26 protein-coding genes and 1 pseudogene are annotated in these 24,921 nt (G+C 60.8%); 14 read left to right on the top strand and 13 right to left on the bottom strand.

The genetic code is table 11. The features are described 5' to 3' along the window. Positions 1-133 precede the first annotated feature (133 nt). The 3 genes from ACP7E6_RS16965 to ACP7E6_RS16955 are packed head-to-tail and all read left to right on the top strand — an operon-like array spanning position 134 to position 3,277. Positions 134-1,441, top strand: a complete 1,308-nt coding sequence (locus tag ACP7E6_RS16965; RefSeq protein ID WP_426230920.1) for a UDP-glucose dehydrogenase family protein — start codon at positions 134-136, stop codon at positions 1,439-1,441. 47 nt (positions 1,442-1,488) lie between these two features. Continuing rightward, a complete protein-coding gene (locus ACP7E6_RS16960) occupies positions 1,489-2,520 on the top strand; it encodes an NAD-dependent epimerase (RefSeq protein WP_426230919.1) in 1,032 nt (343 codons plus the stop codon). Then, positions 2,501-3,277 (top strand): metallophosphoesterase, encoded by a 777-nt coding sequence (locus ACP7E6_RS16955; RefSeq protein WP_426230918.1) that lies wholly within the window; start codon positions 2,501-2,503, stop codon positions 3,275-3,277. Before ACP7E6_RS16960 ends, ACP7E6_RS16955 begins: the two co-directional genes overlap by 20 nt. Positions 3,278-3,300: 23 nt before the next feature. Here ACP7E6_RS16955 and ACP7E6_RS16950 read toward each other — a convergent pair whose 3' ends face one another. Beyond that, complete coding sequence (locus ACP7E6_RS16950; RefSeq protein ID WP_426230917.1) at positions 3,301-4,458, bottom strand: fumarylacetoacetate hydrolase family protein; 1,158 nt, start codon at positions 4,456-4,458, stop codon at positions 3,301-3,303. Between the two features lie 243 nt (positions 4,459-4,701). On the opposite strand from ACP7E6_RS16950, the gene ACP7E6_RS16945 reads away from it, so the two are divergent. From ACP7E6_RS16945 to ACP7E6_RS16935, 3 genes are all read left to right on the top strand, one after another. Further along, positions 4,702-5,886, top strand: coding sequence for a TMEM43 family protein (locus ACP7E6_RS16945; RefSeq protein ID WP_426230916.1), 1,185 nt, complete (start codon positions 4,702-4,704; stop codon positions 5,884-5,886). A gap of 155 nt (positions 5,887-6,041) precedes the next feature. Beyond that, on the top strand, positions 6,042-6,830 hold the full coding sequence (locus ACP7E6_RS16940) for a YdcF family protein (protein ID WP_426230915.1): 789 nt from the start codon (positions 6,042-6,044) through the stop codon (positions 6,828-6,830). Between the two features lie 97 nt (positions 6,831-6,927). Further along, positions 6,928-7,563 carry a trimeric intracellular cation channel family protein gene (locus ACP7E6_RS16935; protein ID WP_426230914.1) on the top strand — a complete coding sequence of 212 codons (636 nt, stop codon included), beginning with the start codon at positions 6,928-6,930 and terminating at the stop codon, positions 7,561-7,563. 33 nt (positions 7,564-7,596) lie between these two features. Here the strand turns inward: ACP7E6_RS16935 and irrA are convergent, their stop codons facing one another. After that, positions 7,597-8,016, bottom strand: a complete 420-nt coding sequence (gene irrA / locus ACP7E6_RS16930; protein ID WP_060637917.1) for an iron response transcriptional regulator IrrA — start codon at positions 8,014-8,016, stop codon at positions 7,597-7,599. A gap of 320 nt (positions 8,017-8,336) precedes the next feature. Between irrA and fabA the strand changes: the two genes are divergently transcribed. The 5 genes and pseudogenes from fabA to ACP7E6_RS16905 all read left to right on the top strand — a co-directional run. Next, on the top strand, positions 8,337-8,852 hold the full coding sequence (gene fabA / locus ACP7E6_RS16925; protein WP_318415760.1) for a 3-hydroxyacyl-[acyl-carrier-protein] dehydratase FabA: 516 nt from the start codon (positions 8,337-8,339) through the stop codon (positions 8,850-8,852). 47 nt (positions 8,853-8,899) lie between these two features. Next, complete coding sequence (fabB, locus tag ACP7E6_RS16920; protein ID WP_426230913.1) at positions 8,900-10,123, top strand: beta-ketoacyl-ACP synthase I; 1,224 nt, start codon at positions 8,900-8,902, stop codon at positions 10,121-10,123. A gap of 4 nt (positions 10,124-10,127) precedes the next feature. Next, complete coding sequence (gene fabI, locus ACP7E6_RS16915; RefSeq protein WP_426230912.1) at positions 10,128-10,934, top strand: enoyl-ACP reductase FabI; 807 nt, start codon at positions 10,128-10,130, stop codon at positions 10,932-10,934. A 102-nt stretch (positions 10,935-11,036) separates the two neighbouring features. Beyond that, positions 11,037-12,923, top strand: coding sequence for a molecular chaperone HtpG (gene htpG, locus ACP7E6_RS16910; protein ID WP_426230911.1), 1,887 nt, complete (start codon positions 11,037-11,039; stop codon positions 12,921-12,923). A gap of 173 nt (positions 12,924-13,096) precedes the next feature. Continuing rightward, positions 13,097-13,447 (top strand): annotated as a pseudogene (locus ACP7E6_RS16905) (type II toxin-antitoxin system HicB family antitoxin); the annotation flags it as partial. 4 nt (positions 13,448-13,451) lie between these two features. On the opposite strand, the gene ACP7E6_RS16900 reads toward ACP7E6_RS16905, so the two are convergent. The 9 genes from ACP7E6_RS16900 to rbfA form a co-directional block, all read right to left on the bottom strand. After that, complete coding sequence (locus ACP7E6_RS16900) at positions 13,452-13,694, bottom strand: hypothetical protein (RefSeq protein ID WP_426230910.1); 243 nt, start codon at positions 13,692-13,694, stop codon at positions 13,452-13,454. Between the two features lie 96 nt (positions 13,695-13,790). Further along, the gene (locus ACP7E6_RS16895) at positions 13,791-14,807 is read right to left on the bottom strand and encodes a class I SAM-dependent methyltransferase (RefSeq protein WP_426230909.1); all 1,017 of its coding nucleotides are present in this window, start codon (positions 14,805-14,807) and stop codon (positions 13,791-13,793) included. A 168-nt stretch (positions 14,808-14,975) separates the two neighbouring features. Next, complete coding sequence (pnp, locus tag ACP7E6_RS16890; RefSeq protein ID WP_426230908.1) at positions 14,976-17,108, bottom strand: polyribonucleotide nucleotidyltransferase; 2,133 nt, start codon at positions 17,106-17,108, stop codon at positions 14,976-14,978. Between the two features lie 366 nt (positions 17,109-17,474). Continuing rightward, entirely contained in the window at positions 17,475-17,744 is a 270-nt protein-coding gene (rpsO, locus tag ACP7E6_RS16885; RefSeq protein ID WP_060637911.1) for a 30S ribosomal protein S15, read from the bottom strand. Positions 17,745-17,922: 178 nt separating this feature from the next. Further along, positions 17,923-18,255 (bottom strand): SH3 domain-containing protein, encoded by a 333-nt coding sequence (locus ACP7E6_RS16880; RefSeq protein ID WP_426230907.1) that lies wholly within the window; start codon positions 18,253-18,255, stop codon positions 17,923-17,925. Between the two features lie 37 nt (positions 18,256-18,292). Further along, positions 18,293-20,002: a sensor histidine kinase gene (locus tag ACP7E6_RS16875; RefSeq protein ID WP_426230906.1), complete on the bottom strand. Its 1,710-nt coding sequence runs from the start codon at positions 20,000-20,002 to the stop codon at positions 18,293-18,295. Between the two features lie 181 nt (positions 20,003-20,183). Further along, positions 20,184-21,119, bottom strand: a complete 936-nt coding sequence (gene truB / locus ACP7E6_RS16870) for a tRNA pseudouridine(55) synthase TruB (protein ID WP_426230905.1) — start codon at positions 21,117-21,119, stop codon at positions 20,184-20,186. Positions 21,120-21,122: 3 nt separating this feature from the next. Continuing rightward, the gene (locus ACP7E6_RS16865; RefSeq protein ID WP_426230904.1) at positions 21,123-21,578 is read right to left on the bottom strand and encodes a hypothetical protein; all 456 of its coding nucleotides are present in this window, start codon (positions 21,576-21,578) and stop codon (positions 21,123-21,125) included. Further along, positions 21,578-21,982 carry a 30S ribosome-binding factor RbfA gene (gene rbfA / locus ACP7E6_RS16860; RefSeq protein WP_113245463.1) on the bottom strand — a complete coding sequence of 135 codons (405 nt, stop codon included), beginning with the start codon at positions 21,980-21,982 and terminating at the stop codon, positions 21,578-21,580. The genes ACP7E6_RS16865 and rbfA overlap by 1 nt, the downstream gene beginning before the upstream one ends. 188 nt (positions 21,983-22,170) lie before the next feature. Here rbfA and ACP7E6_RS16855 point away from each other — a divergent pair, with 188 nt between their 5' ends. The 3 genes from ACP7E6_RS16855 (at position 22,171) to ACP7E6_RS16845 (ending at position 24,383) form a co-directional block, all read left to right on the top strand. Further along, a complete protein-coding gene (locus ACP7E6_RS16855; protein WP_426230903.1) occupies positions 22,171-22,923 on the top strand; it encodes a type 1 glutamine amidotransferase in 753 nt (250 codons plus the stop codon). Between the two features lie 123 nt (positions 22,924-23,046). Then, the gene (locus ACP7E6_RS16850) at positions 23,047-23,805 is read left to right on the top strand and encodes a pentapeptide repeat-containing protein (RefSeq protein ID WP_426230902.1); all 759 of its coding nucleotides are present in this window, start codon (positions 23,047-23,049) and stop codon (positions 23,803-23,805) included. Positions 23,806-23,921: 116 nt separating this feature from the next. After that, on the top strand, positions 23,922-24,383 hold the full coding sequence (locus ACP7E6_RS16845) for a GFA family protein (protein ID WP_426230901.1): 462 nt from the start codon (positions 23,922-23,924) through the stop codon (positions 24,381-24,383). Here the strand turns inward: ACP7E6_RS16845 and ACP7E6_RS16840 are convergent. Then, the gene (locus ACP7E6_RS16840; RefSeq protein ID WP_426230900.1) at positions 24,380-24,679 is read right to left on the bottom strand and encodes a CcdB family protein; all 300 of its coding nucleotides are present in this window, start codon (positions 24,677-24,679) and stop codon (positions 24,380-24,382) included. The genes ACP7E6_RS16845 and ACP7E6_RS16840 overlap by 4 nt on opposite strands. After that, positions 24,679-24,909, bottom strand: a complete 231-nt coding sequence (locus ACP7E6_RS16835; RefSeq protein WP_426231177.1) for a type II toxin-antitoxin system CcdA family antitoxin — start codon at positions 24,907-24,909, stop codon at positions 24,679-24,681. Before ACP7E6_RS16835 ends, ACP7E6_RS16840 begins: the two co-directional genes overlap by 1 nt. Positions 24,910-24,921: the final 12 nt, after the last annotated feature.

The following is a 24,921-nucleotide window of genomic DNA, read 5'->3' as shown; positions in this document are numbered from 1 at the left end:
TGGCAAGCCCGACGGCGGGCCGGCGCTTCACATCCGGCATTGGCAAGGCGCGTGTGTTTGACTATGGATGCCGACAAGTGCGCATGTGACGCAGGGCGTGATGCGCCCGTATGATGACATTCTGGAGTGTGCCATGAAAATCACGATGATCGGTGCCGGTTATGTTGGACTTGTCTCCGGCGTTTGTTTTGCCGATTTCGGCCATGACGTTGTCTGTATCGACAAGGACGCGGGCAAGATCGAAGCTTTGCTCGCCGGCCGCATCCCGATCTTCGAGCCTGGCCTCGAGCAGCTGGTCGCCGAAAATGTCAAGGATGGCCGCCTGAGCTTCACCACGGATCTCGCTACCAGCGTGTCCGAGAGTGAGGTGATTTTCATTGCCGTCGGTACGCCGTCGCGCCGCGGCGATGGCCATGCCGATCTGTCCTACGTCTATGATGCGGCTCGCGAGATTGCCGCGCACGTGACCGGCTTTACCGTCATCGTTACCAAGTCGACCGTTCCGGTCGGCACCGGCGATGAAGTCGAGCGGATCATGCGCGAGACCAATCCGGATGCCGATATCGCCGTGGTCTCCAATCCTGAATTCCTGCGCGAGGGTGCCGCTATCGACGATTTCAAGCGGCCTGACCGCATCGTCATCGGCCTCAACGACGAACGTGCCCGGGGCGTGATGACCGAGGTCTACCGGCCGCTCTACCTCAACCAGTCGCCTCTGCTCTTTACGACGCGGCGCACCTCCGAGCTGATCAAATATGCCGGAAATGCCTTTCTGGCGATGAAGATCACCTTCATCAACGAAATGGCTGACCTGTGCGAAAAGGTCGGCGCCAATGTACAGGAAGTCGCGCGCGGCATCGGCCTGGACGGGCGTATCGGCGGCAAATTCCTGCATGCCGGCCCCGGCTATGGCGGCTCGTGCTTCCCGAAGGACACGCTGGCGCTGGTGAAGACCGCCCAGGATCACGACAGCCCGGTGCGGCTGATCGAGACGGTGGTCTCCGTCAACGACAACCGCAAGCGCGCCATGGGCCGCAAGGTCATCGCGGCTGCCGGCGGCGACGTGCGTGGCAAGAAGGTCGCGGTGCTCGGCCTCACATTCAAACCCAATACCGACGACATGCGCGACAGTCCCGCCATCGCCGTCATCCAGGCGCTGACCGATGCCGGCGCCATCGTTACCGGTTACGATCCTGAGGGCATGGAGAATGCGAAATACGTGATCGACGGCATTGCCTATGCCGACAATCCCTACAAGGCAGCCGAAGGCGCTGACGCACTTGTCATCGTTACCGAGTGGAACGAATTCCGGGCGCTCAATCTCGATCGCCTGAAGGCTCTGATGAACACGCCGGTCCTCGTCGATCTCAGGAACATCTATCAGTCCGGCGAGGTCACCAAGCATGGCTTCGCCTATACCAGCGTCGGCCGCCCGGAATAGGCTGCGATGGGTCCGATCCGGGCAGACAAGACAGGCAAGGAGCCGGCATGCGCTATCTGATAACGGGAACGGCAGGGTTCATCGGGTTCCATCTGGCCAAGCGGCTGCTGGACGACGGTCATTTCGTGACCGGCTTCGATGGCATGACACCCTACTACGATGTCCGCCTGAAGGAACGGCGCCATGCAATTCTCGCACGGTCCAACGGCTTTCGGCCGGTGATCGGCATGCTGGAAGACAAGAACGCGCTGGAACGGGCGGCCGAGATCGGCGAGCCCGACATCATCGTTCACCTCGCGGCCCAGGCAGGGGTCCGCTACAGCCTGGAAAACCCCAAGGCCTATGTCGATTCCAACCTGATCGGCTCCTGGAACATCCTGGAACTGGCCAAGGCCGTGCAGCCGAAGCATCTGCTTCTGGCCTCCACCTCCTCGATCTACGGCGCCAACGAGAAAATCCCGTTTGCCGAGACCGACCGTGCCGACGAGCCGATGACGCTATACGCCGCCACCAAGAAGTCCGGCGAGCTGATGGCGCACAGCTATGCGCATCTCTACAAAGTGCCGACGACAGCCTTCCGCTTCTTTACAGTCTACGGCCCCTGGGGGCGTCCGGATATGGCGTTGTTCAAATTCGTCGATTGCATCCTCAACGGCCGGCCGATCGAGATCTATGGCGAAGGCCGGATGAGCCGCGACTTCACCTATATCGACGATCTCGTCGAAGGCATCGTCCGGTTGATGGGCGTCGTTCCGGCCGAGGAGAACCGCGTCGAGCAGATCGATACCCTGTCGCACCATGCGCCTTTCAGGATGGTCAATGTCGGCGGCGGACAGCCGGTCGAACTGATGCGTTTCGTCGAGACGGTCGAAGCTGCCGTCGGGCGCCCGGCGATCCGCACGATGCTGCCGATGCAGCAGGGCGATGTGCCCAGAACCTTCGCCGCACCTGATCTTCTCAACAGCCTTACCGGCTTCACGCCGTCCATTTCGGTGGAAGAGGGCGTGCGCCGCTTCGTCGAGTGGTATCGCGCCGAGATGGTGGCGACAGGGGCGCCTGATGATCCGCGGCATTCTTGATTTCCTGCGCGGCGGCGCTCAAGCGCCACAGCCCAAACAAAGGCAAAAGCTCTTTTTCGAGAGCGGCCCTGACCATATCTATGCCGTCGGAGACGTGCACGGTTACGATGACACCCTGGGCAGGCTGGAAGAGCTGATCGTTGCGGATGGCTCCAAGCGGGACGGCACCAAATGGCTGGTCATGCTTGGGGATTACGTCGATCGCGGACCGAGATCATCCGCCGTGCTCACCCGGCTGACCACCCGGCCTCTGGTCGGCATCCGCCGCGTCTGCCTCGCCGGCAATCACGAGGCGGTCATGCTCGATTTCCTCGGCAATCCCTCGGCGGATCATCCATGGCTGAGATTGGGGGGGCTTCAGACACTGTCTTCATACGGGCTGAACACGCTTCCGTCCAACCGCGAAGAACAGAGAAAACTGGTGCGGTCTCTCATTCCCGTCGCCCACGTCGCTTTCCTCGAATCCCTACCGTCGATGCTGCAGGTACCGGGCTTTTGTTTCGTGCATGCGGGTTTGAAAAAAGGCGTGGCACCGGCCGACCAGACGGATGCGGACCTGCTGTGGCTGCGCCCACTGGCCACTGACGGCAACGCCGCCATCAACGGCTTCGTTACCGTGCACGGCCACACCCCGGTGTCAGGGGTAGAGATCAGGCCCGAGCGCATCAATATCGACACGGGCATCTACATGAGCGGCGTCCTGTCGGCCGTGCGGCTGTCGCGCCGCGAACCGCCGGAAATCATTCAGAGCCGCTGAGCGGCCTCACACGAGCGCACGCATCAGAGCAATCCGCGCGCCGCCAGATTGCGCATCAACGCCGACGGACCAAACGTCCAGGGCGGGCATTCGGTCGAGAGACGCACGGTGTTGGTCAGCGATCCCAGTTCAGCATTGGCAATCGTCACCACATCGCCGAGCTTGTGGGTAAACCCCTGCCCCGGTGCATCGCGGTCTTCGACCGGCGCAAACAGGGTTCCCATGAACAGCATGAAGCCATCCGGATATTGATGATGGCGGCCGATCGTCTGGGAGACGAGATCGAGCGGATCGCGGCTGATTTCCCGCATCGTGCTCGCCCCCTTGAGGACGAACCCGTCGGGACCGCTGATGGTCAGCGACAGATCGGCGCTGCGAACGTCGTCAATCGAATAGGTATCGTCGAACAGGCGGATGAACGGGCCGATGGCGGATGAAGCGTTGTTGTCCTTGGCCTTGCCGAGCAGCAGTGCTGAGCGGCCCTCGACATCGCGCAGGTTGACGTCGTTACCGAGTGTCGCTCCCTTGACGCGGCCCTGGCTATCGACGGCCAGCACGATCTCAGGCTCGGGATTGTTCCATTTCGAGATCGGATGCAGCCCGACCGAGGCACCCCAGCCGACAGAGGCCAGAACCTGCGCCTTGGAAAACACCTCCGCATCCGGGCCGATGCCGACTTCCAGATATTGCGACCAGACGCCCACCTCGATCAGCGCCGCCTTGACCTTGGCGGCTTCCGCCGATCCGGCCTTCAGGTCGCGCAGGCTGTCGCCGATGATAGCGGTAACGCGCTTGCGCATTGTTTCGGCCAGCGCCGGGTTTCCCGCTGCCTTTTCCTCGATGACCCGCTCGATCATCGAGCGGGCGAAAGTGACTCCACAGGCTTTGACCGCCTGTAGGTCGCAAGGGGCAAGCAAATGGATAACACTGAGATCGCCGGCTGCCTCCACCGAGGCGGCCGTCACGGCCTCAAGGCTGGACAGCCGTTCACCTTGACGGCCCGACAGCAAACCGATGGGGTCGTCGAGTTCCAAAAGGTCGCGCATCGTCGGCACCTCTTTCGACGTGATGTCGATGAGATCGCCACCCCGCAGAACCACCAGCGCTGGACCCGCAACATCGGGCCGCCAGACGCGCCCGACGAATGTTCCCGTTCCAAACACCTCGTTGGCCGATGTCATGCTGTCCCTCCCGAACCAAGATCACGGCGGCAAGATACAAGCCGCTAGATTACGGACAAGTTGCCAAATGGAAAAACAACTCTGCTAACGCCCCGAAACATTCGCGAATACCCCAAAGAGTGTTCATCGAAGAGCTCGGACGCTCTATTTAATTTTACTGATTTTCTGCTAGCACCTGTTTCAGCGAATAAGCGTGTCGAACCAACCGTTAGACGGACGGGCACCAGCAGAGGGACGAGGGGTATGAGCTTTACGGAAACAACCACGAAATCGTGGTTTTCAAAACTGAAAAGCGGCCTTGCCGGGCTTATCATCGGTCCTATCCTGGTGATCGGGATGATCTGGCTGTTGTCCTGGAACGAAGGCCGTTCCGTCCAGACCTATCGCGCTCTGGTGGAAGGTGCCGGCATCGTCGTTTCGATCGATAACGGCAGCGTAGATCCGGCCAATGAAGGCAAGCTCGTCCATGTCTCCGGCCCGGTCAAGCCGGATGGGACGCCCGAGGATCCGATGCTGGGTGTCTCGGCAGAAGGTGCGGCCGGGCTCAACCGCCAGGTCGAGATGTACCAGTGGATCGAAGACAGCAAGAGCGAGACACAGAAGACGCTCGGCGGCGGCGAAGAAACCGTCACGACCTATAGCTACAAGAAGGAATGGCGCCCGCGCCCGGTCGATTCCTCCGATTTCAAGCAGAGCGACCAGCACCAGAACCCCGAGATGCCGATCGAGGGTGATCGCTTCACGGTGGCGACGGCGACGCTCGGTGCTTTCACGATCGACGGCAAGGCCGTTGCCAATCTCGGCACGGAAACCCCGGTCAAGCTGTCTCCCGATGTCATCAACCAGGTCACGGCTGCGATCGGTTCCGGCAAGCCGGTCAATGCCAATGGCACCACAATCTACGTGTCGCAGAACCGTCAGAACCCGGCCATCGGCGACCTGCGCATCAGTTTCAGCCGTGAAGACATTGCCGAAGCCAGCTTCGTCGGCGCCCAGAAGGGCACAAACGTCACCGGCTACAAGGCATCCAACGGCCGTGACCTGTTCCTGAGCGCTGCCGGAAAGGTCGATGCACCGCAGATGTTCGATGCCGCCCAGAGCGAGAATACGTTGATCACCTGGCTCATTCGCGGAGGCGGGTTGCTCGGTATGTTCATCGGCTTTGCCCTGATGCTGTCGATCCTCGGCATCATCGCCGATGTCATTCCGTTCGTCGGCTCGATCGTCGGTTTCGGCACCTCGGTCATCGCCGTCATCCTGACGCTGATCCTTGGGCCTCTGGTTATCGCCATCGCCTGGATTGCCTACCGGCCGGTGCTGGCCATCGCCATCATCACTACCGGCATCCTGCTCGCTGCCGGGCTGATCTATCTGAGGCGGAACAAGACGGTTGCCCCACAAGTGCCAACAACGCTCGGCCGCGCCTGAAAGCCCGGACCGTCTGTAGCCCGGAAGGCCCGTTGCGGATGAACCGCCGCGGGCCTCTTCCTGTCTAGATTTGACTCCATTGGCCAATACCGCTCGGGCTGCTAGGTTCGCCCTCCGCGATCCCATACTCCCAGGAAGAGACGGTAACAGGCACCATGTTTCTCGCATCAAAACTGTTCTGGCTGCTTGCCCAGCCCCTGTCGCTGGTCTTCATTCTCCTGGTCATGAGCTTCCTTCTCGCTGCCGCCGGCTTCCGGCGGCTGTACCGGTTTCTGTCCGGCCTTGCCGTTACCCTGCTTTTCCTCACCCTCTTCACCAGCACCGGTGCCGTTGCGCTTCAGGTGCTGGAAAACCGCATCGCAAAGCCCGCAGGCCTGCCGGCTGATCTCTCCTGCATCATCATCCTTGGTGGAGCGTTCGAAAGCGAGGTGATTGCCAAGCGGGGCGGCATCGAGCTCAACCAGGCGGCGGACCGGTTCGTCGAGGGGCTGAAGATCGCCCAGTCCCACCCGTCGGCGCGAATTCTGGTCTCGGGCGGCGACGGCTCGTTCAGCGGGAAATATGACGGCGACGCGCACACATCCGAGACATTCTTCTCGACCTTCGGCATTGCCCCGGAACGGCTGATCCGCGAAGACCAGTCACGCACCACCTTCGAGAATGCGGCCAATACGAAGCAGCTGCTGGAAGCGAACGGGTTGTCGAACTGCGCCCTCATCACCTCGGCCTTCCACATGCCGCGCTCCGTCGGACTGTTCCGCAAGCTCGGCATTGCCGTGACGCCATGGCCGGTGGATTATCGCACCAGCGGCGAAGCGACCCTTGGCCCCGATTTCAGCCAGCCTTCCTTGAACGCGCAGCTGACGACAACGGCGATGCGCGAATGGACGGGACTGGTCGCCTATTTCATTAGCGGCCGCACACACGTTCTCTTTCCGCAATAGGCAATGATATCTGCTTCAAGACCTGCCGTTGACGCGAAGGCGCGGTTGTGGTCCTTCTCGATTTTTTGACGGGCTCGATTTTCTGGCGGGGGGAAAAATGCCGATCCTGGAAATTCTCGACTATGCGGGGGTGGCGGTTTTCGCCGCGACCGGGGCGCTGTCGGCCTCGCGCAAACAGCTGGATATCATCGGCTACATCTTCCTCGCCTCGGTCACCGGCATCGGCGGCGGCACGTTGCGCGACGTCATCCTTGGTGCGACGCCGGTCTTCTGGGTGACCAATCCGATCTATCTGCTCGTCTGCGGCAGCATGGGCCTTCTGGTGTTCTTCTCGGCCCATATGATGGAATCGCGCTACAAATTCCTCGTCTGGCTCGATGCCATAGGGCTTGCTGCCTATAGCGTCATGGGAGCTGCCAAGGGGCTGGCTGCGACGGGATCCCCCATCGTTGCGCTTGTCACCGGCATGTTGACGGCGACCTTTGGCGGTATCCTGCGCGACCTGCTTGCGGGCGAACCGTCGGTGCTGCTGCGTCCGGAAATCTATGTGACGGCGGCGCTTGTCGGCGCAGGTGTCTTCACCGGTGCAACCTGGTTCGGTGCTCCGCTACTGATCGCCTCAAGCCTTGGCGTGCTGACCGCCTTTGCGGTGCGCGGCGGCGCGTTGAAATACGGCTGGACGCTGCCAACCGGAGACACCAGGCCAGGCCGTCATCCCGACGACGTAATGTAGAACGTCGTCGATGACACAATATCAAAAGAAGGCTTAGCCGCGCTTGGGGCGTAAACGGATGATGACATCCACATGGGCAATTTCCATGCCCTCGGGCGGCTCGGGCAGATTGCCGATCGTCAGGCTGCTGACCGGAATATCGAGGACCTCGTTATGGCCTTCGACGAAGAAATGGTGATGATCGGACACGTTGGTGTCGAAATAGGTCTTGGCGCTTTCCACGGCCAGAACACGGATCATACCGGCCTCGGTGAACTGGTGCAGCGTGTTGTAGACCGTCGCCAGCGACACCGGAACACCGGCCGTCACGGCTTCTTCATGCAGTTCCTCGACCGTCAGATGGCGATCGCCCTTGGCAAAGATCAGGTCGGCAAGCGCCATACGCTGGCGCGTCGGCCTGAGGCCGGAGCGGCGCAGGCGTTCTTCCGAACAGATCTCGATGGCAGTCGTCATACGGACAGATCCAGATTTCCAAGCTATTGCAGAACACACTTACAGAGCCGATATAACTTTTGCCGAGAATGCTTTCAATAGTAAGCAAGCTCCCTCAAGGCATCCAGGCGGTAAAAACCGCCTGGTTCTTGGGGCAAAAGGCAATTATCTCTGGCTGTTGCAGCAGCCATCATGTATGCGACGGCGGAATTAGGCCTTGTGCTTGGCCGGACAGGAATATGCGAAACGACGCGCTTGGGTCATACCGGAGCTTCAATTCGCACCCATCTTGCTCTAAACCAAGTCAACCAAAAACGGATGTAGCGGGGAAACCACAGTTCATGACGACCAGACAATCCAGCTTCAATTATGAAGAGATCCTGAAATGCGGTCGCGGCGAACTGTTTGGCCCGGGCAACGCCCAGCTGCCACTGCCCCCGATGCTGATGGTTCACCGTATCACCGACATCTCCGAAACCGGTGGCGCATTCGACAAGGGCTACATCCGGGCCGAATATGACGTGCGTCCCGATGACTGGTATTTCCCATGCCACTTCCAGGGCAATCCGATCATGCCGGGCTGCCTCGGCCTTGATGGCATGTGGCAGCTGACGGGCTTCTTCCTCGGCTGGCTCGGCGAACCCGGCCGCGGCATGGCGCTTTCCACCGGCGAAGTGAAGTTCAAGGGCATGATCCGCCCGGAAACCAAGCTCCTGGAATATGGCATCGACTTCAAGCGCGTCATGCGCGGCCGCCTTGTGCTCGGCACGGCCGATGGCTGGCTGAAGGCCGATGGCGAAACCATCTATCAGGCGTCCGACCTTCGCGTCGGCCTGTCGAAAGAAAAAGCTGCCTGAACCGCGGCATAGCCGCACTCAGCTAGATTATAGAAGAGGTCATCCACATGAGACGGGTTGTTGTTACGGGTCTGGGCATTGTTTCCTCGATCGGAAACGATGCGCAGGAAGTCACCACGTCGCTGCGTGAAGCAAAATCCGGCATTTCGTTTTCGAACGATTTTGCCGAACACGGCTTCAAGTGCCAGGTCTGGGGTGCGCCCAATCTCGACACGACCGATCTCGTCGATCGCCGCGCCGCACGCTTCCTGTCGCAGGGCGGCATGTGGAACCACGTCGCGATGAAGCAGGCGATTGCCGACAGCGGCCTTGAAGACAAGGATATCGGCGGCAACGAGCGCACCGGTATCATCATGGGTTCGGGCGGTCCGTCCACCCGTACGCTGATCGAAGCGGCTGAAATCACCCTGAAGAACAACAGCCCCAAGCGCATCGGCCCGTTTGCCGTGCCGAAGGCGATGTCCTCGACAGCATCTGCGACGCTTGCCACCTGGTTCAAGATCCACGGCGTCAACTACTCGATCTCGTCGGCCTGCTCGACCTCGGCACATTGCATCGGCAATGCCATGGAAATGATCCAGTGGGGCAAGCAGGACGTCATGTTCGCCGGCGGCCACGAAGACCTCGACTGGACCATGTCGAACCTTTTCGACGCGATGGGCGCGATGTCATCCAAGTACAACGACACGCCTTCGACCGCTTCGCGCGCCTATGACGTCTCCCGCGATGGCTTCGTCATCGCTGGTGGTGCCGGCGTTCTGGTTCTGGAAGAGCTGGAACATGCCAAGGCCCGCGGCGCCAAGATCTATGCCGAAATCACCGGCTACGGCGCGACTTCGGACGGCTACGACATGGTGGCTCCGTCTGGCGAAGGTGCTATCCGCTGCATGCGCCAGGCACTGGCAACGGTGAAGGGTGAAGTCGATTACGTCAACACGCACGGGACCTCGACGCCGGTCGGCGATTCGAAGGAAATCGGCGCCATCCGCGAAGTCTTCGGCAACAAGATCCCGCATATCCAGTCGACCAAGTCGCTGACCGGCCATTCGCTCGGCGCTGCCGGCGTGCAGGAATCGATCTACGGCCTGTTGATGATGCAGGCCGGCTTCATCGGCGAAAGCGCCCATATCACCGAACTCGACCCGGAATTCGACGGCGTGCCGATCGTGCGCAAGCGCATCGACAATGCCAAGATCGATACCGTCCTGTCGAACTCCTTCGGCTTCGGCGGCACCAATGCCACGCTCGTTTTCCAGCGCCATAACGGATAAATCCATGACCGGTATCATGAACGGAAAGCGCGGCCTCATCATGGGGGTCGCCAACAGCCACTCCATCGCATGGGGCATTGCGCAGAAGCTGGCTGGCCAGGGCGCTGAACTCGCTTTCACCTACCAGGGCGAAGCGCTCGGCAAGCGTGTCAAGCCGCTCGCCGCCGAACTCGGCTCCGATTTCGTCATCCCCTGCGATGTCGAGGACATTGCTTCGGTGGATGCGACCATCGATACGATCAAGGAGAAGTGGGGCAAGCTCGATTTCATCGTGCACGCCATCGGCTTTTCCGACAAGAACGAACTGAAGGGCCTTTACGCCGACACCTCGCGTGAAAACTTTTCGCGCACCATGGTGATCTCCTGCTTCTCCTTCACGGAGATCGCCAAGCGCGCCGCAGGCCTGATGAACGAAGGCGGCGCGATGCTGACGCTGACCTATGGCGGCTCCACCCGCATCATGCCGAACTACAACGTCATGGGCGTTGCGAAAGCTGCCCTGGAAGCGTCCGTCCGCTATCTTGCTGGCGACTACGGCCCGCGCGGCATCCGCGTCAACGCCATCTCCGCCGGCCCGATCCGCACGCTGGCTGGCGCCGGCATTTCCGATGCCCGCGCCATGCTCTCCTGGCAGCAGAAAAATGCGCCGCTCCGCCGCACCGTCACCATCGAGGATGTCGGCAACTCGGCGCTCTACCTTCTCTCCGACCTCTCAAGTGGCGTCACCGGCGAAATCCATTATGTGGACTCCGGCTACAACATCACCTCGATGCCGGCCATCGATGCCTTGCGCACGGCGGACACGGAGTAACATCCGGACCGCCGCCCCTTTCCGTGCCTCTTGAATTTTGCACCTGCACTTGCCAGTTCAGAGCGCGCAAACCATCCAGATACACGTTGAGGACAGATACGCATGAGCAATGCCGCTGAAAAACCCGTCGAAAATCACGTCTTCGAAGCCGATGTCGCACGCCTGCTGCATCTCATGGTGCACTCGGTCTATTCCGACAAGGACGTGTTCCTGCGCGAGCTGATCTCCAACGCCGCCGATGCCTGCGAGAAATTGCGATACGAAGCCATCAGCGCGCCCGAACTGCTCACTGACGATCCGACACCGCGCATCACCCTGACGCTCGATGCGGACAACAACACGCTCATCGTCGAAGACAACGGTATCGGCATGAGCCGTGACGACATGATCGAGGCGCTCGGCACTATCGCCCGTTCCGGCACCCGCGCCTTCATGGAACGCGTCGAGGCGGCCAAGGCCGGCGAAGGCGCCCAGTTGATCGGCCAGTTCGGCGTCGGCTTCTATTCCGCCTTCATGATCGCAGACAAGGTCGATGTCGTCTCGCGCCTTGCCGGCAGCGCCCACGCCTTTGTCTGGTCGTCCGACGGCAAGGGCAGCTACACGGTATCCGAGGCCGATCTGACGGACGCGCCCGCGCGCGGTACCCGCATCACCATGCATCTGATGGACGACGCCAAGAGCTATACCTCCAAATGGAGCGTCCAGAAGATCGTCAAGGACCAGTCCGGCCATGTTCCTGTGCCGATCGACCTGATCGAGAAACCCGGCGCGGACGCCGAGCGCATCGGCGATGGCACCGCTCTGTGGACGAAATCCCGCAACGAGATCAGCAAGGAAGAATACGCCGATTTCTATCGCGGCGTTTCCGGCCAGTACGACGAGCCGGCTTTGACCGTGCATTTCCGTGCCGAAGGCCGGCATGAATATACCGGACTTGCGTTTGTCCCGGAATCAAAGCCGATCGACATGTTCGATCCTTCGGCCAAGGGCCGCATGAAGCTCTACGTCAAGCGCGTCTTTATCACCGACGATGCAGAGCTGCTGCCGCGCTACCTGCGCTTCGTGCGTGGCCTGGTCGATACATCCGACCTGCCGCTCAATGTCTCGCGCGAGATGATCCAGGAAAGCCCGATCCTTGCCGCCATCCGCAAGGGCCTGACCAACCGCGTGCTGACTGCCATCGAGAAGATGGCCGACAGCGACACGGACGCCTTTGCCAAGCTCTGGGACGCCTTTGGCGCCGTGCTCAAGGAAGGCATCTACGACGATTTCGAGCGCCGCGAACAGCTGATCGCGCTATCGCGCTTCCGCACCACCACGTCCGACGAGGCGACCCGGTCGCTTGCCGACTACGTCAAGGACATGAAGGACGCGCAGGCGGCGATCTATTACCTGACGGGCGACAATCTCGACCGGCTGAAGGCCTCGCCGCAGCTCGAAGGTTTTCGCGCCCGCGGGATCGAGGTCTTGCTGCTGACCGATTCCGTCGACAGTTTCTGGGTCACCGCTGCGCCCGATTTCGAAGGCAAGCCGTTCAAGTCGATCACCCAAGGGGCGGCCGATCTGACGCAGGTTCCAACAGCCGACGGCGAAACACCGGTAACGCCGGAAACATCCGAAGCCGTCACCGATTTCATCGCCTTTGCCAAGACGACACTCGGCGATGCGGTATCGGATGTGCGGGCGTCCGACCGCCTGACGGAAAGCGCCGTCTGCCTTGTTGCGCCTGAGCAGGGCTATGACCGCCAGCTGGAAAAGCTGCTGCAGGGTTCCGGTAGGCTCGACTTGATTGCCAAGCCGGTGCTTGAGATCAATCCAGGCCACGGCCTGATCTCGGCACTGGCCGCCGGCGGTAGCAACGAATTCCGCACCGACGCCGTACAACTCCTGCTCGACCAGGCCCGCGTCCTCGACGGTGACAAGCCACAGGACCCGCGCGCCTTTGCCGAGCGGCTGTCACGGCTGTTTGAGCGGGCTATGAAGAGCTAATTTCGCTGGGTGCCTGACGGCCGCCCCCCTCTGTCACTTCGTGACATCTCCCCCTCAAGGGGGGAGATCATTCTTTTCCCTAATAGTGGACAGAGCCAGCGGCCAATCTCCCCCCTTGAGGGGGAGATGTCACGAAGTGACAGAGGGGGGAGCTCGCGGCATAGTCAGAGTGCTATGGCGTCACGTTTCCGGACCTGCCGGGCGTTTTCTCTGCTGCCGATCAGGAAGAGGATTTGACTGCAAACGCGGTCGAGGCAATCCGGTTATGGGCTGAGGATCAGGCGCTGCCCGACCCCTCCTCGCATGACGAAATCATGCGCCAGGAGGATATTCGCAAGGAACTAGCATCAGGCGCTTTCCTTATGCGCGTTCCCTTCATCGAGGATAGCACCCGTATCGTGCGTGCCAATGTCACCTTCGAAAAGGGCATGCTGGATGCCATCGACATGGCTGCCCGCGAACGCGGGCTGACACGTTCGGCTTTTCTTGCCAGCTGCGCCCGCAAGGAAATCGAGGCTGCCTAAAGGCTCAGGCGGCCCACCAGACCGCGAGCAGAACGGCGAGGACCCCGACAGCAAAGATGGCGAACATCGTCATCTGCTTGCGGGTATTGCCCAAAACGACTGGATCGATCGGCGCACGCGCGCCGGTCTGAAAGGCCAGGGGCACCTCGGATGTTGCGCCCTTGCCTTCGATGCTCTTGATATCCTTTACCATCGCCTCAGCGACGCCCTCGGTAACGGGCGGGCGGTACCCAGCGCTAGAAGTCATAGGCACACTCCATTTAAGCCTCAACATAGGCGCGTGGCTGCGAGAGCCTCAGCGTGTACCCGTTTCGTCAATAAAGCAATTGCAAAAGCAAGCGGTTCAGCGCTTGCCCCAGAGCACCTTGAAGCGCGCATTGCGGCAGGTTTCGCCCCATTCCTTGAAGGTTTCGGGCATGACCGTCTCATAGGGCAGGCCGCGATTGGCAACCAGCATCAGCCGTCCGCCAATCTTCAGCGCCTTCGCGGCCGCCTTGATCATCGCAGCGCCCAGCGCCGGGTCGGCAGCCTGCGTCTCGTGGAACGGCGGATTCATGACGATCAGGTCGTACTTGTCGCGGGTTTCTTCAGACGTCAGGTCCTGCCAGAAGAAACGTGTCGGCACGTTCGGGCAATTGGCCTTCAGGTTTGCCCGTGCGGCTTCCAGCGAATGATAATCGGCCTCGAACAGGTCGATGCCCTTAAGTCCCGGTGCCTTCTCGGCCAGCATGACCGACAGATAGCCCCAACCGGCGCCGAAATCGGCGGCGTGACCCTTGAAGTCGTCTGGAAGGCGCGAGGCCAGCAGTTCGGAGCCGGCGTCGATCCGCTCATGCGAAAACATGCCCGGTGCTGCATCGAAGCGGCCCTCGACACGAGCCGGCTTCTTTGAAAATTTGGCGATGACGTCGGTGGCGTCTTCCGGACGGCCGAACCAGAAGGCGATGCCGTGATATTTCGGCAGGCTGTCGCCACCCCAGCCGAGCTGGTTGACGCGCTTGCGCAACGATTGGATGCCGTCGTCCTTGCCGCCGGCGACAACGATCAGGCCGCCGACCTTGACGCGCTTCAGCGCTTCGGCGATCCGGTCTTCGTTCTCGCCCTTGTGCTTGCCGCAGAGGATCAAGGCCGCGTCATAGTCTTCACCCTCGACAACTGGGGACACGGACGCCTTGGCGGCCTCCAGAGCCTTGTAGAGCGGCTTTGACGCCTGCACGGCGGCAATCGTGCCAAAGAATTCTGCCGGCAGCCGGTAGCCAGCCTCGGCTCCCAGGAACAGCACACGCTCGCCTTCGCCGGGTGCCGGAACAACGCCGGTTTCGAAAGGATGGAAAAGGGTCTTCAGCGTGTCGCGGCTCATGGTCGAGGTCCTCGGGCTTGTCAGGGAAGATGGAAAGCGATTTCCCGAAAATGACAAACGGTAACAAAGGGAATGAGAGATTGCCCGGCTCGGACGGCTCTCAGGGGAAATAAGAAAGGGCGCGGAACGATCCGCTCCGCGCCCGTAGTCGATTAAACGGTCGAACGCTTATTCAGCGGCTTCGCCTTCGCCCCTGGCGACTTCCTTGCCGGTTGCCTGGTCGACAACCTTCATGGAGAGGCGAACCTTGCCGCGCTCATCGAAGCCCATCAGCTTGACCCAGACCTTGTCGCCTTCCTTGACGACGTCGGAGGTCTTGGCAACACGGTCGGAAGCGAGCTGCGAGATGTGCACGAGGCCATCACGCGGACCGAAGAAGTTGACGAAAGCGCCGAAGTCGGCGGTCTTGACGACCGTGCCTTCGTAGATCTGGCCGACTTCCGGTTCTGCAACGATCGAGTGGATCCACTTGCGGGCCGCTTCGATTTCCTTGGCGGAGGACGAAGCGATCTTGATCGTGCCATCGTCTTCGATGTTGATCTTGGCGCCGGTCTTTTCGACGATTTCGCGGATGACCTTGCCGCCCGAACCGATGACTTCACGGATCTTGTCGACCGGGATGTTCATCACTTCGATGCGCGGTGCGAATTCGCCGAGCTGCGAGCGGCCTTCGGTGATGGCGTTGGCCATCTCGCCGAGGATGTGCTTGCGGCCGCCCTGTGCCTGCTCGAGCGCGACCTTCATGATCTCTTCGGTGATACCGGCGATCTTGATGTCCATCTGCAGCGAGGTGATGCCGTCGGCAGTGCCGGCGACCTTGAAGTCCATGTCGCCGAGGTGATCTTCGTCGCCGAGGATATCGGAGAGAACGGCGAAGCGTTCACCTTCGAGGATCAGGCCCATGGCGATACCGGCAACCGGCTTGGCCAGGGGAACGCCGGCATCCATCAGTGCGAGCGAGGTGCCGCAGACGGTTGCCATCGAGGACGAGCCGTTCGACTCGGTGATTTCGGAAACGACGCGCAGCGTGTAGGGGAACTGGTCCGCAGCCGGCAGCATCGGACGGATAGCGCGCCATGCGAGCTTGCCGTGGCCGATCTCGCGGCGGCCCGGGGAGCCCATGCGGCCTGTTTCGCCGACCGAGTAGGGCGGGAAGTTGTAGTGCAGCAGGAACTTTTCCTTGTACATGCCGGTCAGGCTATCGACGTACTGTTCGTCTTCGCCGGTGCCGAGCGTGGCAACAACAATCGCCTGCGTTTCGCCGCGGGTGAACAGCGCCGAACCATGGGTGCGCGGCAGGATGCCGACTTCGGAGACGATCTTGCGGACGGTGTCCAGATCGCGGCCGTCTATACGGCTCTTGGTGTCGAGAATGTTCCAGCGAACGATCTTGGCCTGCAGGTGCTTGAACACTGCGCCGATGACTTCGTTCGTGTACTTCGGCTCAGCACCTTCCGGGAAGAAATGGGCCTTCACCTTTGCCTTGACGGCGTCGACGGCAGCGTAGCGTTCAGCCTTCTGGGTGTTCTTGTAGGCAACACGCAGTTCGGCTTCGGCGATGCCGAGCATTTCGGCTTCGAGTTCGGAATGATCTTCCGGCGTGAAATCGCGCGGTTCCTTGGCAGCCACTTCAGCGAGCTTGATGATCGCGTCGATGACCGGCTGGAAGCCCTTGTGGCCGAACATGACGGCGCCGAGCATGATCTCTTCGTTGAGTTCCTTGGCTTCCGATTCGACCATCAGGACGGCGTCCTGGGTGCCGGCAACGACGAGGTCGAGGATCGACTCAGGCATTTCGTCGAGATGCGGGTTCAGAACGTACTGGCCGTTGATGTAGCCAACGCGTGCGCCGCCGACCGGGCCCATGAAAGGAACGCCGGAGATCGTCAGGGCAGCAGAGGCCGCAACCATCGACAGGACGTCCGGATCGTTTTCGAGGTCGTGCTGCATGACGGTGACGACAACCTGGGTGTCGTTCTTGTAGCCATCAGGAAACAGCGGGCGGATCGGGCGGTCGATCAGGCGGGAAACCAGTGTTTCCTTTTCCGACGGACGGCCTTCGCGCTTGAAATAGCCGCCGGGGATCTTGCCGGCTGCGTAGGTCTTTTCCTGGTAGTTGACGGTCAGCGGGAAGAAATCCTGGCCCGGCTTCGGCGACTTGGCCGAAACGACGGTGGCGAGAACGACGGTTTCGCCGTAGGTGGCGAGAACTGCGCCGTCAGCCTGACGGGCGATCTTGCCGGTTTCGAGCTTGAGCGGGCGGCCTGCCCATTCAATTTCGACTGTGTGGGTATCGAACATGTTTTGTCCTTCGTGTGCGGCAATGCCGCGCCGCAGCCAGTGTGGCGCGGGCGGCAGTTGTTTTCGCTGATATGACACATCACGGGCAAGACAACGGGAGGCTTCCAAAATTGGCTGGCGCTCGTTCCGTTCCCTCAAAGCATGACGCTCCGGGTGCGTGGAAAACGCGCAAGCGCCGAAGCATCCTGCAATCCTGCCCCATGACAGGTCATCGGTTGGTTCCGCAGAGCCGGCCCATCCGGTCTGCTGGGGTGTCCGCTTCCAACCGCGCCGTTTCGGCATTTTTGGAAGCGTAAACGCGGGGTGTACTCCCCCGCAAAAAACAAACCGGCGGGCCCTTGTTGAAAGGTCCCGCCGGTGTAAGGCTTAGCGGCGAATGCCGAGAGCAGTAATCAGCTTGGTGTACCGTGCCTCTTCCTTGCCCTTGACATAGTCAAGAAGCGAACGGCGAGTGGAAACCATTGCCAGAAGGCCACGACGCGAGTGGTTGTCCTTCTTGTGACCCTTGAAGTGTTCGGTCAGGTTGTTGATCCGCTCGGTGAGGATTGCAACCTGGACTTCCGGGGAACCGGTGTCGCCTTCGACGGTTGCGTATTCCTTGATAAGCGCAGCCTTGCGCTCTGCAGTGATCGACATCGTGTCATCCTTTCAATGTTTAGGATTTCAGGTCGCCAGCAGCCGGGATGTCGTCTAGCTGCGGCCGTGAAGGCAAAAGTCCGCAGAGAGCGGGGTCTGATGCTGGCGCTGCCTATAAACCATCCGGCATTAAAAAGAAAGAGGGCGGATAAAGGTGGCGCAATCGCTCGACATGCCGTCATTGCGGCGGCGTACGCGGCTTCATCGGGGCGGATTTCGTGTCGTCCTCGGCCATCGTACAATCGAGGTAGCTGGCAAACACCCAGCCGAGCGTGCCGTCCGGCGCAGTCACCTTGGCCCACCGTTTGCCGGCAAGCGTCCGCTCGTCGACAATGACCACGGCAGCACCGTTGCGCAGAACGGAAAAGACGCGGCCTTGCGGCGCGGACCGCACGTTAAGGGGCGTTCCGGTCGGGTCCGCGACGACACAGCCGGCGGCCAAAGCGGCGGCCGGATCGCCTGACGATACCGCGACGACAACGAGCGCTGTCCTGATGATATTTAGAAGCATATCCCCTCCACGACAAACCAGGGCATCCGCAAACACCCTATGGCGAAACCGAGAGATTGGCGCTCAGCTTTTCGTCCGGGATTTTAACGCGCCATTCGATCCCGTCGTCGTGCATGATCCGCTCCAACTTGGCATCCAGCGCCATGCCGAGCATGCGCTCCAGCACCATGGTGCCAAACCCCTTGCGCACGCTGCCGCCCTCGGGAGGAGCAATGTCGGCGCCCTTTTCTCTCCAGACGAACAGGAACGTGCCATCGGAAACCGACCATTGCAGGTCGATCACACCGCTCGCGTTGGCAAGCGCTCCATACTTGGTGGCGTTGGTGGCAAGTTCGTGCAAGGCCATGCCGAGTGTCTGCGACACTTGCGCATCCAGCCGAACCGGTGGCCCTGACAGATGAACCCTCTCCGGATCATCTGGCGTAAACGGCTGCAGCTGGTTTTGCGCCAGCTCGCGGAAATCGACGCCCTGCGCGGCATTGGCAATCATCAGATCGGTCGAGCGGGCAAGGCCGGCGATGCGCTTGCGGAACGTTTCGGCGAAATCCGCCCGGCTTTCCGCTGCGTTGAGCGATTGGTTGAGCATCGACTGGATGACGGTGAGCTGGTTTTTCGAGCGGTGCGCCACCTCGCGCATCAGGAAGCGGATCTCGTTTTCCGCCTTTCGGCGCGCTTGCGCCGCTTCTGCCAAAGCCGCCGATACGGTTTCGATTTCGGCGATCATGTGCCTGCGTGCCGCAATCGGCCTACCCGCTCCCAAGAGGTGCGCGTCGCGAGCCAGCATTTTGACGCCTTGCGCCAGAAGCCGTGCAATGGTCGCCGATCCGGCGATTGCTATACCGGCAAAGATAAGCCCGCCCAGCGACAGCCAAAGATAGGACCAGAGCGCAGGCGCATCGACATCCGCACTTTTCGCCCAGGCAATGATCTTCCAGCCGGTGAGCACGGAAAATTCGGTGACCGTCCTGTATTCCACACCATCATTCACTGCGTCGCCGACGCCGACACGCAATGCCGGCACGATCTCCATGAAAAACGGCTTGCCGACCGCCAGCTTCGGATCGGACGATGCAATCACCTTGCCAGCTCCGTCCAGCAATGCCGCATCCCAGCCGGGCGACAAGACGTCCCGGTTGACCGCCTTGAGCATATTCTCGGCATTCTGGGTCAGGGTCAGCAGGTAGTCGCCATTGCCGAGCGGGGTGGTGATCGGAAGGTAGACGTTGAACACCCATCGTTTCGCTGTCTGACCATAGAAGACGTTCGAGACGAACGGACCGCCATTTTCGAATGCCTGGTCGATGGAGGTCGGGTCGGATGCTTTCGCCAGCGGGGTTCCAAACGGTACCCGCGTATTGAAAAGCTGATTGTGGGCGCGGTCGATCACCAGCAGGTTCGAATCCGTTCCCGCAAGCGATGAGCGGGCGCGCTCGTAGAATTGCCGAAGATTCTTGTTGTCGTTCGTGCTCGCCGTGGACATGACCTTCAGCGTGGTCAGCATACTATCGATCTCGCGCTCCACCACGCGCGTGACCGAGCCGGTCGAGGCCTTGAGCAGCGCTGTGACCACGCGCTCCTGCTCATCGGTGCTGCGTTTCAGAATGATCATCGAAAACACGAAGGAGGGAATAATGGCGACGAGCAAAAGCACCGTCAGATAGAATGACAGTGGACGTCTCAGTCGCGAACGCAAGAGCGCTCTCCAGGGAGCACGCGGCGCACCTTCTCTGTCCAGTCCGTCGCTCAAGCGTCCATCACCCAAATTCCATAGCCGAACATCGGCAACAGCCCGATTTCGATTCACGTTGCACGCGGGCCACGCCCGAAGGAGTTTTGCGAATCCAGAATACAGGTCCGGAACATGCGCCAGCGGTTTCCGGAAGGCAACCGATGCCATGCGCCGAAATTTATGAGGATCTACCGGAGGATCAAGCGGTGACGAAGACGCGCTTCGGCCGGAATTCGCCTTCGCCGATTTCGCCGATGGCAACCAGCTTGCCCCGCGAGGTCGCATAGGCCTCCGGTTCGGACGTTGGGGCATCGCGGCCGCGCAGGATGATTGGATTGCCCATTTTCAGGCGATGGGCCTGGTCCTCGGAAATGGCGATATGCGGCAGGTTCGACAGGGCTTCGCCAGTATCGATCAGGAAAGCATCGAGCGCTTCCAGCCGTTCCTCGTCGCTTTCGATCTTTTCCAGCGCCACCAGCTCGGCCAGCGGCACCATGGCTTCCTCGGCAAACGGCGCCACGAAGCTGCGGCGCAGCGAAGCGATGTGACCGAAGCAGCCGAGATCACGGCCGAAATCACGGGCCAGCGAGCGCACATAGGTGCCCTTGCCGCATTCGATCTCGAAATGTGCCAGGTTTGGCGTGCACCCAAGCAGCGACAGGCGGAAGACTTCGACTTCGCGGGCCGGAATATCGACGGTCTCGCCTTCGCGGGCCAGATCGTAGGCGCGGTTGCCATCGATCTTGATCGCCGAAAACTGCGGCGGCACCTGGCTGATGACGCCGGTATATGCCGGCAGAAGCGCGCGAATGTCTTCTTCGGACGGGCGGGTATCGGAAGATTGCGTCACCTCGCCTTCGAGATCGTCGGTCGAGCGCTCTTCGCCCCAGGCGACGGCGAATTCATAGATCTTGCGGCCGTCCATGACATAGGGAACGGTCTTGGTCGCATCGCCCAGCGCGATCGGCAGCATGCCCGACGCCAAAGGATCGAGCGTACCGGCATGCCCGGCCTTCTGCGCCTTGAACAGCCACTTGATCTTCGATACGGCCTCGGTCGAGCCGAAATCCAGCGGTTTGTCGAGGATCAGCCAGCCGGAAATCGGCCGGCCCTTGGGCTTACGGGGTTTTGACATGCTTCAAGCTCTTTTTTTGCGGAACGTCGCGGCAGTCTTGGCAACGCTGCCATCGGGCATTTTCTGGCTGTTGCCCTTTTCAAAGCCAAGGGCATAGAGACGGCGTGCGATCAAATATCCGGCGGCAATGGTCGCCCCATTGCCGGCGCTATAGTCCTCGCCGAGACCTTCGACCAGCAAGGGCTCGATGGCGCCCAGCGGCGGTTTTCCGGATGCGGCGGCCTCCAATAGCAGCTTTTCATTATAGGGCGAAGAGACGATGGCTTCGAGTGCCTTCATCTCGCGGTCACCATGGGCGATGTCCTTGCCGTGGCGAAACGGCAGGCCGGAGGCGACTATCATTTCCACGAGGCGGACAGAATCGGCATTGTCGAAGCGTGCCAGACCGTTGCGATAGAATGTCTGGCGCTGTTCGAACGTCCAGCTGTTGAGTTCGTCCAGAGTGATATGCTTTGCCATCACTGCTCGCCGTCTTCGTCCTTCAGATCGCGCATAACTTCCGGCGACCGCAGCAGCTGGTCGATCTTCTTGTAGTTGTCGAAGCTGGTATCGTCCTTGAAGCGGACTTCCGGCATGTATTTCAGCTGCCGGATATGCGGGGTCAAACGGCCACGAATGTATTTGGCATGACGGTTCAGCGCTTCGATGACATTGGAGTGATCGGCAACGCCGAGCGGTGTCACGAAGGCCGTGGCGACGCGCAGGTCGGTCGACATGCGGACTTCGGAAATCGAAATCACTGTCGTCTCAAGCAAGGAATCGCGCACTTCGCCACGTTGCAGCACCTGTGTCAGGCCTGCACGTACCTGTTCGCCGACCCTCAGCATGCGCTGCGAGGGGGCAGAGGATGTCACTTTACTCATGGTTTTTCCGCTGTCTGGCGTTTCAAGGAACGCGACCAAGGCGGTCCAATGCTACTTTCAGGCAAAAAGGTCAAGGCTTTCCGGTCATTCAGCCAGCCGCGCCAGCGGCGAAATCAGCCCGCAACCCTCTTGAAAGCGGGCACGCGGCATGGTCAACCTGATCGAAACGGCGAGCCGACGGAGACAGGATGCGGGTTCTGGTGGTTGAAAACATGGCGCATTCCGACCTTGGACAGGTTGGGGTGGCGTTGCAGGAAGCAGGCGCCCAGATCGACCCGCGCCAGCCGTTCACCGGACAAGCCCTGTCCGGCGACATTGATGGGCATGATGCCCTTGTCGTACTTGGCGGCGAGCAGAGTGCGGTCGATGACCATATCCATCCCTACCTGCCGGAGCTTGCCCGATTGATGCGTGCCTTTGCCGATGCCGGCAAATCGGTGCTTGGCATCTGCCTCGGCAGCCAGCTTTTGGCCCGCGCACACGGCGGCGACAATCTTCTCGGCAGAACGCGGGAATTTGGCTGGCACGAGGTCACGCTGACGGCGGAAGGCGAACGCGATCCGGTGCTCAGCGCCGCAGGCCCTGCATTCAAAAGCTTCGAATGGCATTCCGACAGCTTTACGATCCCACCCGGCGCCGTGCATCTGGCCACAAACCCGACTGTCACCAATCAGGCCTTCCGGATCGGCCGCGCCGCTTACGGCATGCAGTTTCATTTCGAGGCGGGGACACCCGTCGTCGAGGGCTGGAACCGGACCTTTGAAACGGTGATCAACCGCATCGATCCGGACTGGCTGCAACATTATCCGGAACATGCCGCACGCCATGCCGGGCAGTCAGATGCTGCCGGATTGGCGTTGGCGCGTGCCTGGGTCGCCACGATCCAGCCCGCCGAATATGTTGACCATGGTACCCACCGCTTGGCGGGCGTCAGCGCATGACAGATAAACGCGGTCCGGCATTTGCCGTCGGAGCCAATGATCCTATCTATTACACTGCGTGACATCGTATAGAGCGCAGGAGGAGCTTGCGACCGGGGCAAGCTTGAAGCTGAGGAGCAGAATATGCGGATAAAGAACCTTTTCGACGGACAAGCCGAGCATTCGGTGCCGAACCATGGTTCCACCGCCAAATACCGCCCTCTTGCCATCGGTGTTCTGACGGTCTTAGCGTCTCTGGCGACCACTGCCCCCGCAATGGCCGCCTATTGCGGCAGCACGCCGGAGCCGGGGCTCGACTGGAGCGAATGCACCAAGAAGAACCTGATGCTACCCTCCAGCGAACTCGAAGGCGCCAACCTCTCCGGCACCGATTTTTCGTTGACCGATCTGAGCGGTTCGAACCTGACATCGGCCAACCTCGAAAAGGCCAATCTGGTGCGCGCATGGCTGGCCGGAGCCAAGGCTGAAAAAGCCAATTTCGCCCGCGTCGAGGCCTATCGCTCAAGCTTTGCCAATATTGCCGCCAACGGCGCTTCGTTTGCCGGCGCCGAACTGCAGCGCGCCGATTTCAGCGGCGCCGATCTGACCGGAGCCAATTTCGAAAAGGCGGAGGTCGGCCGCGTCCTGTTCAAGGGTGCCGTGCTTACCGGCACGCGCTTCGCGCTTGCCAACCTGTCGCGCGCCAATCTCAGCGGCGCGACCTTCGAAGGCCCCCTGGATTTCGACCAGGCTTTCCTGTTCCTGACCCATATCGAGGGGCTGGATCTTTCCGCAGCCAAGGGCCTCGTCCAGGCCCAGGTCGATCTGGCTTGCGGCGACAAGGAAACCAAGCTGCCGGAAGGATTGACGACCCCGGCGGGCTGGCCCTGCGCTTCAGACTGAGCCGGCTAACGAGCGACGCATATCGTCCAGGATGTGCCCTCGCTTAGCCCCATCGGAAACACTGGACATCAGAGGCTTCTCCGCTAGGTTCATCGGCAAAATCGGAGGAGCGAATCATGAACCGACTGAATGTCCCCCAGGAAGGCGGCTGCCGATGCGGCCAGGTGCGGCTGAAGATCAGCGCAGCGCCGATCATCACCATGGCCTGCCACTGCACCGGCTGCCAGAAAATGTCCTCCAGCGCCTTTTCGCTCAGCGCCGCCATCCCGGCCGAGGGTTTTGAAGTCATCGCCGGCGAACCGGTGATCGGCGGCCTGCACGGCGCTACCCGTCACTATTTTTGCCCGCATTGCCTGACCTGGATGTTCACCCGCCCCGAAGGCATGGACTGGTTCGTCAATCTGCGCTCGACCATGCTGGACGACACAAGCGGTGTTGCCCCTTTCGTCGAGACATTCACCAGCGAGAAACTGCCCTGGGTGGCAACATCGGCCATGCACTCCTACGAGACATTTCCGCCGATGGAAGCCTTTGGGGGGCTGATTCAGGAATTTGCCGAACGAACGGCATCCGCCTAAAACCCCTGGAACAGAAAATCCGTCGCTGCGGTAATGGCGTCCGCATGACCGGTGAGGTCGGCCACGGTCTCTCCGATTTCGGAAACAGGAAGCGCCGCCATACGCTGCGTCGCCATGACATAAAGCTCCCCGTTGATCCGAAAACGGGGATTGAGCCGGGAGATCGACCAGGACATGTCCCCGACCAGATAGAGAGGCACCATCACTCTGGAGGGCAGATCGTCCAGCATATTGGTTTGAATATCAATGGCCAAGACGGATTCTGACTTCAGCCGGTAGACCCGGAATCTGGCCATCAGAATTGGCGATATTTCGCCAACGGCAAACCATGCTTCGCGACATAGTCATTCTCCAGACGGATCGCCTCGGCATTTTCCAGCCGCCACAGGCGTTCCTGCTCGGCCTTAACGGCACGCCCGATGCCATCCTCGGCCGCACGCGACAAATTGATCTTGAGATCGCGCGCCTGCGAGACGAGGTCGCTGTCGAGGGACAGATTGGCAGATTTACGGGCGGGCTGAGACATGGTTTTCTCCAT

Origin of the sequence: Pararhizobium sp. DWP3-4, from assembly GCF_049898205.1 — a bacterium.
Classification (GTDB): Bacteria; Pseudomonadota; Alphaproteobacteria; order Rhizobiales; family Rhizobiaceae; genus Pararhizobium.
The sequence above is the reverse complement of the archived record's forward strand: the minus strand, read 5'-3'. Positions and strand labels throughout refer to the sequence as shown.